Source organism: Cypionkella sp. (assembly GCF_030652235.1).
Classification (GTDB): Bacteria; Pseudomonadota; Alphaproteobacteria; order Rhodobacterales; family Rhodobacteraceae; genus Cypionkella.
Genome location: NZ_JAUSBA010000010.1, coordinates 158,776 through 171,148, shown reverse-complemented (window position 1 = coordinate 171,148; position 12,373 = coordinate 158,776). Strand labels below are relative to the sequence as shown.

The 12,373-nt window shown below is 59.8% G+C and carries 14 protein-coding genes and 3 pseudogenes; 4 read left to right on the top strand and 13 right to left on the bottom strand.

The window, feature by feature from the left end:
- A partial coding sequence (locus Q7V03_RS02855) for a transposase (protein WP_304924093.1) occupies positions 1 to 685 on the bottom strand: 685 nt, incomplete at its 3' end.
- Positions 686 to 804: 119 nt separating this feature from the next.
- On the opposite strand from Q7V03_RS02855, the gene Q7V03_RS02850 reads away from it, so the two are divergent.
- Positions 805 to 1,083, top strand: coding sequence for an NAD(P)-dependent oxidoreductase (locus tag Q7V03_RS02850; protein ID WP_370651067.1), 279 nt, complete (start codon positions 805 to 807; stop codon positions 1,081 to 1,083).
- A gap of 18 nt (positions 1,084 to 1,101) precedes the next feature.
- On the opposite strand, the gene Q7V03_RS02845 is transcribed toward Q7V03_RS02850, so the two are convergent.
- Together Q7V03_RS02845 and Q7V03_RS02840 are read right to left on the bottom strand one after the other, a co-directional pair.
- Positions 1,102 to 2,322 carry a cysteine desulfurase gene (locus tag Q7V03_RS02845; protein WP_304924092.1) on the bottom strand — a complete coding sequence of 407 codons (1,221 nt, stop codon included), beginning with the start codon at positions 2,320 to 2,322 and terminating at the stop codon, positions 1,102 to 1,104.
- Between the two features lie 109 nt (positions 2,323 to 2,431).
- Positions 2,432 to 3,076, bottom strand: a complete 645-nt coding sequence (locus Q7V03_RS02840) for an alternative oxidase (protein WP_304924091.1) — start codon at positions 3,074 to 3,076, stop codon at positions 2,432 to 2,434.
- A 472-nt stretch (positions 3,077 to 3,548) separates the two neighbouring features.
- Between Q7V03_RS02840 and Q7V03_RS02835 the strand changes: the two genes are divergently transcribed.
- Positions 3,549 to 3,725, top strand: coding sequence for a hypothetical protein (locus Q7V03_RS02835; protein ID WP_304924090.1), 177 nt, complete (start codon positions 3,549 to 3,551; stop codon positions 3,723 to 3,725).
- Positions 3,726 to 4,092: 367 nt separating this feature from the next.
- On the opposite strand, the pseudogene Q7V03_RS02830 reads toward Q7V03_RS02835, so the two are convergent.
- Positions 4,093 to 4,392 (bottom strand): annotated as a pseudogene (locus tag Q7V03_RS02830) (transposase); the annotation flags it as partial.
- A gap of 220 nt (positions 4,393 to 4,612) precedes the next feature.
- Here Q7V03_RS02830 and Q7V03_RS23780 point away from each other — a divergent pair.
- The gene (locus tag Q7V03_RS23780) at positions 4,613 to 5,104 is read left to right on the top strand and encodes a transposase (RefSeq protein ID WP_370651066.1); all 492 of its coding nucleotides are present in this window, start codon (positions 4,613 to 4,615) and stop codon (positions 5,102 to 5,104) included.
- Positions 5,105 to 5,422: 318 nt separating this feature from the next.
- Here the strand turns inward: Q7V03_RS23780 and Q7V03_RS02820 are convergent, their stop codons facing one another.
- From Q7V03_RS02820 to Q7V03_RS02800, 5 genes and pseudogenes are all read right to left on the bottom strand, one after another.
- The gene (locus Q7V03_RS02820; protein ID WP_304924089.1) at positions 5,423 to 5,764 is read right to left on the bottom strand and encodes a pyridoxamine 5'-phosphate oxidase family protein; all 342 of its coding nucleotides are present in this window, start codon (positions 5,762 to 5,764) and stop codon (positions 5,423 to 5,425) included.
- A 16-nt stretch (positions 5,765 to 5,780) separates the two neighbouring features.
- Positions 5,781 to 5,993: a DUF2805 domain-containing protein gene (locus tag Q7V03_RS02815; RefSeq protein WP_304924096.1), complete on the bottom strand. Its 213-nt coding sequence runs from the start codon at positions 5,991 to 5,993 to the stop codon at positions 5,781 to 5,783.
- A gap of 31 nt (positions 5,994 to 6,024) precedes the next feature.
- Positions 6,025 to 6,234, bottom strand: a complete 210-nt coding sequence (locus tag Q7V03_RS02810; RefSeq protein ID WP_304924088.1) for a hypothetical protein — start codon at positions 6,232 to 6,234, stop codon at positions 6,025 to 6,027.
- A gap of 4 nt (positions 6,235 to 6,238) precedes the next feature.
- Positions 6,239 to 6,721 carry a transposase gene (locus tag Q7V03_RS02805; RefSeq protein WP_304924087.1) on the bottom strand — a complete coding sequence of 161 codons (483 nt, stop codon included), beginning with the start codon at positions 6,719 to 6,721 and terminating at the stop codon, positions 6,239 to 6,241.
- 224 nt (positions 6,722 to 6,945) lie between these two features.
- Positions 6,946 to 7,678: pseudogene (locus Q7V03_RS02800) on the bottom strand (IS5 family transposase); the annotation flags it as partial.
- On the opposite strand from Q7V03_RS02800, the gene Q7V03_RS02795 reads away from it, so the two are divergent.
- Entirely contained in the window at positions 7,647 to 8,120 is a 474-nt protein-coding gene (locus tag Q7V03_RS02795) for a bifunctional 4-hydroxy-2-oxoglutarate aldolase/2-dehydro-3-deoxy-phosphogluconate aldolase (protein ID WP_370651063.1), read from the top strand. The pseudogene Q7V03_RS02800 and the gene Q7V03_RS02795 overlap by 32 nt on opposite strands.
- Positions 8,121 to 8,172: 52 nt before the next feature.
- On the opposite strand, the pseudogene Q7V03_RS02790 reads toward Q7V03_RS02795, so the two are convergent.
- The 4 genes and pseudogenes from Q7V03_RS02790 to Q7V03_RS02775 all read right to left on the bottom strand — a co-directional run bounded on the left by Q7V03_RS02790 (position 8,173) and on the right by Q7V03_RS02775 (position 12,368).
- A pseudogene (locus Q7V03_RS02790) lies at positions 8,173 to 8,709 on the bottom strand (SDR family oxidoreductase).
- A gap of 25 nt (positions 8,710 to 8,734) precedes the next feature.
- Positions 8,735 to 9,883, bottom strand: a complete 1,149-nt coding sequence (locus Q7V03_RS02785; protein WP_304924085.1) for a glycosyltransferase family protein — start codon at positions 9,881 to 9,883, stop codon at positions 8,735 to 8,737.
- Entirely contained in the window at positions 9,880 to 11,160 is a 1,281-nt protein-coding gene (locus Q7V03_RS02780; protein WP_304924084.1) for a glycosyltransferase family 4 protein, read from the bottom strand. The genes Q7V03_RS02785 and Q7V03_RS02780 overlap by 4 nt, the downstream gene beginning before the upstream one ends.
- Positions 11,157 to 12,368 (bottom strand): glycosyltransferase family protein, encoded by a 1,212-nt coding sequence (locus Q7V03_RS02775; RefSeq protein ID WP_304924083.1) that lies wholly within the window; start codon positions 12,366 to 12,368, stop codon positions 11,157 to 11,159. Before Q7V03_RS02775 ends, Q7V03_RS02780 begins: the two co-directional genes overlap by 4 nt.
- Between the last annotated feature and the right edge of the window lie 5 nt (positions 12,369 to 12,373).

Genomic DNA, 12,373 nt, shown 5'->3' with positions numbered 1-12,373 from the left:
TATCCAGATCATCGAGAAATTGACGCCACGCTGCCGTGCTCTCGCCGCCCATATTCATGATGGAAAGCAATACCTTCTGACCATCTCGGCGCACACCGATGGCTGCGAGCACCGAGAGGTTCGTGGCCTTCTTGTCGAGACACGTCTTGATGACGGTGCCGTCAAGGATCAGTCGGATGATGTCCTCATCAGCAAGACTACGGGCGCACCAGGCGTCCCAATCCACCTTCACCTTGCGCCAGGCGCGGCTGACGACGTCTTTGCTGACAGCCCCCTTGAACAGCGCAAACAGCGCGCACTTCACCCGCCGCGTGTTCGTACCCGCGAGATAAACCGACGCGATCAGCGCTTCGGCCGTCTTGGTCAGCCGCTGATAGCGGGGTAGCGCCTTCGAGCGCCATTCGCTGACGTGGCCTGCCTCGTCTTCAACGCGAGCGCGTGGCACGCTGATTGTTTCGGTCCCAAAGGTCCCGATGATCTGGCGATCCCGGTTGCCGTGGCGATAGCCCTTCACGGCCCCGGCCGTTCGACCATAGCGCAAACGGCCGAGAAAGCCGTTCAGTTCTTCATCAAAAACGGCCTCAATCGTGCCGCGGATGTTGGTGCGAAGGCGATCCTCGATTGGATCAAAACCTTCCTCAAATGCAAGTAGCGCAAGCTTGCTGGTGTCTGTAATCTGGGTCATGGCGTGATCTCCTCTGGCGGTATAAGCCGCCGGTTGGGTGGTTTGGTTCACCCGGAGATTACGCCACCTTCAAATTTCCACCAACTTCGCGACACCACCCGGGCGACAGCCGCGTAAGCATTGGTTTTCTGCAGCGCGTCCCGTTTCAGATTGTTTTTGGCCGTGTCTATGACGACAAGAGCCTGCAGGAACAGATGATCAAGCAAAGCGGTCTTGACTGGACAATCGCGCGGCCGGGCGTGCTGTTGAATGGTCCAAAAACAGGCCGCTACGAGATTCTTCGCGAACGGTCAGAATGGCGGAACGGGATTATTGCGCGATCCAACGTGGCTGACTTTCTCGTCAAACAGATCGAAGATCGGAATTTCATCGGCGCATCGCCTGTATTGGCCAACTGATCGCACATCGGGCGGCTGTCAGGCGAACAAGTCGTGCGCCAATTCCAACGCATCGATCAACACATCAACCTCTGAAGCGGTGTTATACAGTCCGAATGACGCGCGGCAGGTGGCAGTAAGCCCCAAATGCGCCATTAATGGCCCGGCACAATGCTGGCCTGCGCGCACCGCGACACCCCTTTTATCCAAGATGGTCGATATGTCATGCGCATGGGCGGCACCCTGCATCGAAAAGGAGAAAATCGGGGCCTTGTCAGGCATTGTTCCTTGCACCGTGATCCAGGCTAAGCCGTCAAGACGCGTGATGGCATAGTCACGCAACCCGTTCTCATGGGCGGCGATGTTGGCCATCCCAAGCGCCGTCATGTAATCCAGCGCCACGCCCAGACCGATGGTCTGCACGATGCCGGGGGTTCCCGCCTCGAATTTCATCGGCGCGTCGTTGTAGACAACGCTATCGCGCGTGACCTCGCGGATCATGTCGCCGCCACCCATGAAGGGTCGCATCTCGGCCATCCTGTCGTGGCGGACATAGATCGCGCCGGACCCGGAAGGACCGTACAGCTTGTGACCCGTCACTGCATAGAAATCACAGCCGATCTGTTGCACGTTGATCGGCAAGTGGACCGCCGCCTGGCTGCCATCAATCAACACAGGCACGCCAAGTGCACGTGCACCTGCGCAAATCGCCGCCACATCCACGACGGTGCCCAAAACGTTTGAGCAATGCGTGACCGCAATCAGTTTGGTCCGCGGTGTAATCGCGTCCAGCATTTTTGCCGGATCGAGCATACCCATGCTGTCCACATCCACCCATTTTATCACCACACCCTGCCGTTCGCGCAGAAAATGCCACGGCACGATGTTCGCGTGGTGTTCCATTATGCTGAGAATGATCTCATCGCCTGCCTGCATGCGGGGCATCGCCCAACCATAGGCGACCATGTTGATGCCTTCCGTCGCGCCCGAATTAAAGATGATCTCGTTCTCGTTGGCTGCACCCAAAAACCGCGCAACGATGCCACGCACCCGTTCGTAATTGTCAGTCGCCAGATTGGAGAGGGTGTGCAAGCCACGATGCACGTTGGCGTATTCATGCGAATAGGCCCTTGCGATTGCATCGATCACCACCTTTGGTTTTTGGGCCGAAGCGCCATTATCTAGATAAACTAAAGGCTTGCCATTCACCTGGCGCGACAAAATCGGAAAATCCCTGCGGACCATTTCTACATCGAGCATGGCTACACTTTCTTTAAATGAATGTCTGATCGACGACCGTAGCCTCAATCTTTGGGGTTGCCCGGTCGCTCGCGGGCAGCCCCCATTTTACGGCGGCTTTGCTCCGCGTTCACGAATGCACGCCTTTGGCGATCTGGTTGGCAAAATGGTGGTTGGTGTCGCGGTGGTGGGCCTCATCTGCACGCACGACAATTACCACGTCGCGCAGGCGCGCGGTCGATGGCAAGTTCCAGTACTTTAGCGCAATCTGCGGTGCTGGTACGTTTTCAACCCGACCGGAGTCGATCTCTTCCAGATAGTGGGTATAGCTGATCACCGCCTCTTCCTCCAGGTAACCGACCACCCGGTGTGCGGTTTTGGGGGCCAGCAGGTAGAGGAAAAAATACAGATTATAGAACACCGCCTGCGCCACCATGATCAATATGCGCTCAAGCCGACTTGGCTGCGCGATCTGGATGAATGTCATCAAATGCATGCGCTCATTGTCGGCCTCTTCGATCAGTTCCTTGATCCAGCCCTGATCGTCGCGGATGTGCCGGAGGGCGCGAAGATGCTGTAGCAAACCCCCGACCATCCCCGGAACCGCCGCGACAGTTTCCAGCACTACGGCCCGGTGCCCATAGCGTTTTGCGAAGAACTGGTCCGCGAAAAACCGCATCGTCTTTACCACGCGCAATGCGGCGCGGTCGTTCATGCTGTGTGGCTTATGGTGCACCTGCAGCAGATCAGGCGTAAAGTCTTTACTGTGTTTCATGATGTGTCCAAGCATCTTCTTGTAATACAAAGATAGTGGATCGCTCGCCCATTTCACCGGCAAGACCTGTGGCAAATCAGCCAGTCAATTGGCCGCCTTCACCGCAGAATAATGCCTTTGCCTTGACTGATGTGGCGAGCAGCATCCTTGCCGCCCAGCGGAGGGCATCAATGTTTCGTCAACGGCAATGCGCATGTCACCAAATTGATGCAGGCAAAGGATCGGCTGCCGCCAATCTGGAATATCTCGTTCACGCCAAGCGGGAGGGATGGCGGCGCAATGACACGCAGGCGTCTGCGGCATTACAAGGCCGTGCTGGCCCACCACCTGCCAAAGCCAAGACCAACTGCCACCGACGATGTCGCCCCGGATGAAGTTGAGTGAATGTCGCATTTTTAAATGTTGTGTCGCAACGGTGCCATCGACCAGTGCTTCGTCACTATCAAAAGACGGAGACCTGACCTCGCCATAATTGAACTGTATCGAATTGAAAGCCCTGCAGATCGCCGCGCGGATTGGAACTTATGCCCCGGATAGCGTCGTTCCCGATGTGCATCTACTGGATCTGGCGCGGACGATTGCGCGGCATCTGGTGATAATCGCGCGGGATGAGACGGCGGGTGTCTTCGACTATGATCGGTTGATCTAGGAAATCTACGCTTTGGCGCGCGCCAGCCATGACGCCACGCTAGAGCAGTTGATAAAACCTGTTGTCGATGCCTGCGCACTTTGTCCGCATATCGAGGCACTGGATGTCAGTTTGCGCAAGCGGTCTGTGCTGTCTGGGTCCAGAAGGCGTGGGGTAGGTTTCCAACCCACCTTGCGCTCAGAGCGTGTCGCGTTCAATTCAAACCAAATCCTGCGGCCATGAAGTCGTTTCGGCATTCCGTCGGCAGGAACATGTCGCGGACGGCCCCGACCTGTTTCCACAGGGCTTGGTAGGTTCTGGCAGCGGCCTTTCAGATCAGGGTCTTGAGCTTGGAGAAGGCCATCGCGATGGGGTTCAGATCGGGTGATTACGGCGGCAGGAAGACCAGGTCATTGCCGTAGGCACGGAGCACTTCGAGGGCCCGGCTGGATTTGTGGGCCGACAGGTTTTCGGCCACGACGATCTGTCCGGGCCGCAGCGCCGGGGCGAGTTGGCTCTTGATGTAGGCGTCGAAGCTGGCGCGGTTCATCGCGCCGTCGAGGACCCAAGGAGCGATCAGCCCGTCATGAGCAAGGCCCGCAATGAAGGTCTGGATGTGCCCGTGGCCGAAGGGGGCATGGTCGATGAGGCGCTTGCCCACGGGGGCCCAGCCGGTCGTCTTGACGAGGTTGGTCTTGCGCGAAGTTTCGCTTCGCGGACCTTCGGTTCGTCGATGAACACAAGTCTTTCCAGCATGTTGGCCATGTCAGACTGGCGGGCCTCAATCCAGACCCTGCGCCGCTCGGCCACCTCGGGCCGTAGGATTGCGCTGGCGAGCAGAGTTTTTTATGGCTGAGGCCAAGCCTGTGCAGCCACAGGCCGACTGATCCGCGGTGCGCCGTCACGCCATGCACGGCGGCAAGCTCGGCCACGATCCCGTCCAGCGTCAGATCCCCCTTGGCCGCCAGCCGCTCGCGAAGCCAGCCACTGTACGGTGCCGGCTTGCCCGCAGCATGATTGCCCTGGACCTTCGGAGCAAGGCCCCCGGTCGCGCGCTTCAGAATCACCATGTCGTTCACGAACCGCGCCGCCTCACGATGCCCATGCCCCTCCTCGACAAAGCGATCAGCCTCGCAGGCCTCGCCCCAGTGACAAGGCAATCCGGCCAAAGGCCTGGCAAGGCCTTCATTCAAGGCGGACGCGCCATCCTGCGACAGGCTATCTACAGGCCAGCCCTCGTCGCAATCCGCTTCAATCCATCCCTCAAAGCCACATACAATGCCCTCAGGGCCGCCGGAAAACCCGCCAAACTCGCCATGACCACCATCATGCGACGCATCATCACAATCGCAAACGCCCAGCTTAGGGACGGCAGAAAAGGGACCGAAACGATGGCTTGACCAAGGCGGATACTTTAATGGTCGATGCCGAAGGGATGGCATCGCTGCGCCGCGCCTTGGTTTGATCCCTTCAACCGCTTTGCCATACAACAAGTCACGCCGCGCCACCGTCAAGGCGCCAGCCATTCCCCCGCCCAATTACCCATGCGACTAAATCGGGCGCGATTATGGTTCGGGCCAAGGTGCAGGGCGTCTATCGTCTGAACGCTTAGCCGTAGAACAGCGAAAGATCCAGGATCGGGCCCGTTCGTGTAGTCCAGCGCCTGCGCGATAAGCTGGCCCGGTGCGGGGATGGTGCCATAGGACAGCCTGGACACCTCAGGCACACCCGCCCAGATCATGGTCACGATCCTGACCAGTCAGGATCGTGACCCGGGCTTCCAGCCGCATTTGCAGATGCGCCGAGGCGTCCCACACATCCAACGCGGCGAAAGCCGTTGCACGCAACTCCTGAACCTTGGCCGACTGGATGTCGCTATGAATGTCCAGCGTTCCGGCTGGTTTGTCCGTGGCACGCACCACGACAGTTCTGGCCTGCGGCCTGCCGTCTGGGGTGACGGTGGCAAGTGTTGGGCACCGGGTCGGGGCGTGCCGGTCGCGGACGCCACGGATAAGGCGCAGCCAGACCCAGCATGCAACTGGGTCAGATCGCAAGCCCATGGATGGGGATCGGGCTTCATTTGTATACCTCGCGCCGGTCGGAAAACTGCCGCACACGCCTGCGCCAAGCCCGGTAGCTGCCGGATTTTAGATTTCGCCGCATCAGCGCCTTTACCTCATCCGGACCCAGCCCATGCAGGGCTCGGATCTGATCAAAGCTAACGTGATCGCTCAACGCCATCTCAATGATTTCGCTGATCGTTGGTGGGTCAAGCACGCGTTCTACCATACGTGCTGACATGCCTTGACCGCGCGATAAGTCAAGTTTTCCGCACTGCCAAAGCCAGTCGCGCGGCGATCACCGCCGTTGCGGTCTTTGGACCAACGCCACAGAGGCGCGCGATGCGTTGGCAGCTGGCATTTGCTTGGAAGACGGCTTCAGGACTGCGGTCGAAAGTCTTGATACGCCCATTTATCTGGCCGAGGACCTCATAGAGTTCTGCAATGATCTCCCGTGTCATTGCGGTCATGCCGTTACCAGGGTCGGCAATAATCTTCGGGATGGCACGCAGGGCCCGGCTGATTGAAACGCCTATGGTGCCCCCCAAGGTCCAACAGAAGGCCGCGCATCTGGCTGACAAGCGCGGTGCGGCGGTTGACCAAACGGCTGCGAGCGCGATGAAGCGCCTGGATGTCCTGTTGCACTTCGTTCTTGGTCGGTACGAATTTCATATTCGGCTGGCGCATCGCCGTGCAAATCGCTTCGGCGTCGTTTCGGTGGCTCTTCTGATGCTTGACGAAGGGCTTCACGTATTGCGGCGCAATGATCCGGACCGTGTGGCCGAGCGTCTCAAACTGACGCTGCCAGAAGAAGGCCCCTGTGCAAGCCACGATCCCAATCACACAAGCCGGAAGCTTCGCAACCTCCGGCAACACCTGATCCCTCCGCAAGCGCTGGCTCATCATCAGCCGCCCTTTGGAATCGGCACCGTGCATCTGGAACACGCTCTTCGCCAAATCGATACCCACGCAAGCAATTACTATCTTCTTCTCCCATCTTGGCGGCATCTCTCAGCCAAATGTTACCATTGGCAGGAGAGGCGTCCATCCCATTAAATGGCGGGCGAAGTATGGCGGCATGGACGTGTCGGATGCCTGACGCCTTAAGCAGCTTGAGGAAGTGAACAGGCTCTGTTGCCTCAATCAGGTGATGGACGGATTTCCCCTTTTCCCGTTGCGACTTATCCCACGGCTTCAGGGGCGGCTATGCCAAGGGCAGTGAAGCCGTTCAGGACGGCAACACGCACATGGAACTCGGCGACCTGACGATCGAAGTCCCTCGCGGCCAGTCGCTGGCCGAGCAGTTTGATACAGTGCATCTTGGTTTCGACGCGGCTTCGGCGGTGATAGCCGCTCCATCGTCGCCAGAGGGTTCGACCGAAGCCGCGTGATACGCGCAGGGCTTCGTTGCGCGCGATCGCCCCTGCGGTGTCGGGCTTCCAGGGCTTGGCGTTTTTCCAGGCTGTATGATCGCGGCGGCACCTGGGGCGGCGATGGCATCGTGGCACTTGCGGGTATCGAAGGCACCATCGGCGGTGACGCTTGCAATCTCCTGAACTGACGGGATCTGGTCGAGAAGCTCGGGCAGCATGGGCGCGTCGCCGACATCGCTGGTGGTGAACTCCGCAGCCCGGATCTCCAAGGTTTGCTCGTCAATTCCCCCTCTCGGGCAACGCATGTGGATCTTGCGCCAGACACGACGCTTCGTGCCGCCGTGCTTGCGGGCGTTCCACTCGCCTTCACCCTCGACCTTGAGCCCGGTGCTGTCGATCAGCAGATGCAACGAGCCTTGCGAGCCGCGATAGGGGATGTGGACCTTCAGGGTCTTCTGGCTCCTCTCGGTGAATGTTCCATTCACCTGCCGGGCAATGGGCGGATGAGGGTGCTGAAGTCCGGCACGGCCCAGACCAGACCAGACCAGACCGAGGATCAGGTGGATCAATCATTGGCCGCCGGCACGCGTTTTGCGCTGTCGCCGGGAATTAAGATCGCTGTACTTGCGCATGCAACCAAAGTTGGCTTGCCGTTTGCGCCTCGCATCATGACACCGACCGACTTGCAGGCGGCGCTGCGAATGGGATGCACGATGGTCAAATTCTTTCCGGCAATGCCAGCAAGCTGCCCGAACATGCTGAAGACCATCGCAGCGCCCTATGCCGATATCTGCATCGGCCTTAACCCCACGGGCGGCATGACAATGGACAATGTGGGGGATTGGTTGGCCCTGCCCGAAGTGCGGGCGGTTGGCGGCACTTGGATTGCGACAAAAGCCGATGTCGCAGCGGGTAACTGGGATAAGATCGCGGCGAACGCCAGGGCCGCTGTGGCACGAGTGGCAGAATTGCGCGCCCGCTAAGTAAGCGCAGCAGAATTGCATGCGGGGCAGCGCGGGTTCGCGCCGCCTTGCATCAGCGGGCCGCCCGACAGGAACCCACCATCCACCTCACGGCACGCCCCGGTGACATAAGCTGCTGCGGACGAGGCGAGGCGAGAAAGATCACCGCCCCAACCAGATCAGCAGCACTACCCCAACGCCTAAGCGCCGTGCGGGCTTCGATCCGTGCCGCAGCGACCGGATCTTCCCAGAGCGATCGTGTCATGTCGGTCTCTTGGTGGCCGGGAGCAGCCGCGTTCACCCGAATACCTTCACGCCCCTAAGCATAGGCCAGCACCCCAGTTTTTGATGCGCAGTGGGCGGACACCGACGCATCTGCGAGATGGCTAAGCATTGAGGCAATGTTGATAATCGCCCCGCCCTGCCGCGCCAGCAAGGGCCGTGCTACGCGGGCAAGGCGCATCTGCGGGGTGAGGGTCACATCCAGCACTTCAGCAAAAGTATCCTCATAAAACTCGGCGTTGCGGCGAGCGATACCAGCGGCATATACCAGCAGCTCTCGCCGAGGACGAACGCCGATTGACATGTTCACCGCCGCCACGTCGCGCACGTCCAACCGGGCAAAGCGGCTGGGATTAGCCGCGCGCGCTTTTCTTCACGAAGTCCAACAAAATCTCGGCACTGCGCGCGGCACCATCCACGCTGATTTCTAGCGCTGGCGCAGGCAGCGGTCTGGCGATTTCGTTTTGGATCGCGGTTGCCAAGGATTCGGGGGTAAGGGCTGCTTCGGTCAGACTGCGGCTGCGGCCGATCTTTTCCAGCAGCGCGGCACGGTCGGTTTGTTCGGTCTCGCCTGCGGTGGCGTAGGGCACCAGCAAGGCATGGCATCCGGCCATCAGGATATCTGCGACGGTGTTGTAGCCCGCCTGTGAGACAGAAAGCTTGGCCCCCCGCATCAGACTGGCGAGATCGGGGCGAAAGCGGGTGAGAGTGATGTTTGTGGGTTGGTTTTCGGTGAGGGCATCATAATCTGGCTGTGGCAAATTCGGGCCCGTGATGATCAGCCATTTCGCGAGCGCTGGCAGCAGGCGGGCGGCACCGACAGCGGCGGTGATCAGTTGTTTGCCAGCGGCCCCCCCCCCCGCAGAGACCAGCACATCGAACCGCTCGGCGGGTGGTAGCGGTGCGGGCGGGCAGACAAGACCGGTATAGGCGATTTTGTGTTTGATCTGATCAGTCGGCGGGAAGCTGTCTTCAAGCGCAGCAAAGCTGGGGTCGCCGTGGACCAAGACCAGATCGAAGGCGCGGTTGATCAGGGCGACGGTTTCCTCAGTGCGGCCCGGTTTGACTTTGCGTTGCAGAATGTCACGCACCGAGCTGACCAAGGCCGGGCGCGGATGGCTGGCGTCAATGGCGTCGATCAGCGGGAGAAGTTCAAAACGGACTTGGCGGCGGCCGAAGGGGAAAGCTTCGATCAGCACAATGTCTGGCTTGATGGCACGGTAGGCGGCAAGCAGTTGGGTCTTGCGAGCATTTAGATACGTGGCGTCGGCAGGCTGGCCGCTGGCGGTGAGCAGACCGGAAAAGTCGCTGTTCGATACTGCAATCGGTGGCAGGGCGATATGGGGAATGCCGGGCCCAGGGAAGCCTGCAACCGGCAAGCCGCCGGTGACAAGGGTGACGTTCATCCCCCGGTCGATCATCGCGCGGGCGATGCGACTGGCACGCGCAAGATGCCCGATGCCCAAAAGGTGTTGAACGTAGAAGAAGACTTTTGTGGTCATGGGTCATTTGGCCATGGCTGGATGCCCTCGGCGGCGAACAGGGCGGCGAGTTGGCTAACGCTATGGTGGTAATCCAACGTTGCACGGACTTGGGCGGCGGCGGCTCGACCGTACTGGGCGCGCAGGTCGGGTTGGGTGATGGCGGTTTGTAAGGCTGCCGCGAGGGCTTCGGGATTATCCGGCGGGGTGAGCCAGCCGTTTTCAGCGTTGCGAAACAGCTCTGGGATGCCGGATATATTGGTCGAGAGACAGGCGAGGCCTTGGCTCGCGGCTTCAACCAGCACGTTGGGCAGACCGTCACGGTCGCCGTCGGGGGTGATGCGGCAGGCGAGGGCGAACAGATCCGATGCGCGGTAGGCGGCAAGAACCTCGGCTTGATCAACCGAGCCTTGCCAGTGAATGCGGGAGGTGAGTCCAAGGGTTTCTGCGAAGGCTTGCAAGGCTTCGCGGTCTGGACCACCGCCAAGATGCGTGAACCGCCAGTGCAGGTCGGCTGGCAGTAGGGCGAGGGCGTGCAGCAGCGTGTCGTAGCCCTTTTTCGGCACAGCGCGGCCGACACTGACGATTTGCACCGGATCGGCGGGGTTTTTGCCGTCTTTGTTTGGGCGGGTTTCGGTAAAGGGTGGGAAGCGGTCCAGGTTCAGGCCGTGATAGCTAAGATGCACGGTTTCTGGAGTTTTGGTTAATGATTGCAGTTTTTTATGCCCAATTTCGGTGCATGTCACTGCCCATTTGGCACGGGACAGTTTGGCCGAAAGCTCCCAATCCGGCGAGGTCCAGATGTCTTTGGCATGGGCCGAGACGGTCCAACCGATGTGCAGGATGCGGGCCGCATAATCGGCGACCGAGGCCGGGGTGTGGATGAAATGTGCGTGCAGCCATGCGCCATTTTGGGGCCATTCGGCGACCAGAACGGCGGCTTGTCCAAGGCGGCGGATGCGGTTGCGGCTGGGATCGCGGGACAGGTCGTTCAGCCAGCCGCGCAGGGTGGGCCAAAAACCGGCGTGACGGCGCGCGGCCCAAAGGCCACGCAGAACGCGTAGTGGCTCGCGATGCAGATATTCGGGCAGATACAGCAGATTGGCTGCGATTTCATCATGGACGGCGTGGCGTTTTTTGTCGGTGGGATGGCGCAGCGAGACGATGACAAGATCAAGGCCCGCCAGTTCCAACCCGCGCAATTCTTGCGCGATGAACGTTTCTGATAGACGGGGATAGCCTTTGACCACAACGACCAGACGTTTTTTAAGCTCGGGGTGGGGCCGGGTTGGACTCACTTTGCGAAACGCAGGGTGCCGGGATTTTCGGCGCGGGCGGTCAGGTCTTCGCCGACCAAGCGCGCGATGTTGGTCAAGCCTTCAAGTTGCAAGCCGGGAACAGCATCTGATGGATGCGGGCGCTGCGGCAGCGCGCGCAGGGCGGCGGCCATGCGCGCGGGAATGGCGGCTTCTTCGGGCAGCAGCATTTCGATCATGCCAAGTTCCGCAGCGCGGGTGGCGCGCAACAGTTGTTCTTCACGCGGGGTGGTGCGGGGGACGATGAGGGCGGGTTTGTCGAAGGACAGAATCTCGCAATAGGTGTTGTAGCCGCCCATCGCGACGACGCCAGCCGAGCCTGCGATGAGTTCTTCCATGCGTGTGTCAAATTCGATCACCTCAATTTGGGGAATCGCTTGGCCTTTGCGCAGGAATTCGGTGCGCTGGTCGGCGGGCATGTAGGGGCCCAGCACCACAAGCGCCTTTTGGGTCAGGCTTGGGTCGTGCAGATAGGCGTTCATCACGTTGTCGATCAGATCAGCACCGTCGCCACCGCCGCCGGTGGTGACCAGCAGATAATCACTGTCACGGCGTTGATCGGACAGCTTTTCTTGCGCCGAGCGGCGTTGCAGGAAGCCGACAAACTCCATCCGATCCCGCACCGATTGCGGGACATCGAGGCCCGTCAGCGGGTCGTAAAAATCGGGTGGGCCATAGACCCAAATATGGTCATAGGTACGGTCAATTTTGCCCATCACATCATTGCGCTTCCATTCAGCATCAAGAAGGCGGGGGGCGTCCATCACCTCGCGCAGACCGAGGATCAGTGTGGTGCCTTTGGATTTCAGGTAAGCGAGGGTTTCCTCAATCTCACCACGCAGGCCCATCGGTTCTTTATCGACGATGAAGATATCGGGGGCAAAACTTTCGGCGGTGTGGCGGATGATCGAGCGGCGCATTTTGATGGTGTCATGCACGTCAATATGCTCGGACAGCGAAGAGTATTCGCCATTGCGCAGCTTGATGACGCTCGGGATTTTGACGAAATCGACGCGGGCGCGGTAATCAAACGCCCCGGCGATCTGCGAGCCAGAGACGATCAGCACCATCAACCCGCTGTATTCCTGCACCAAAGCGTGCGCGATGGTGCGGCAGCGCCGCAGGTGGCCAAGCCCGAACGTGTCGTGGCTATACATCAGAATCCGCGCATTATCCAACGGGTGCTTCATTCAGG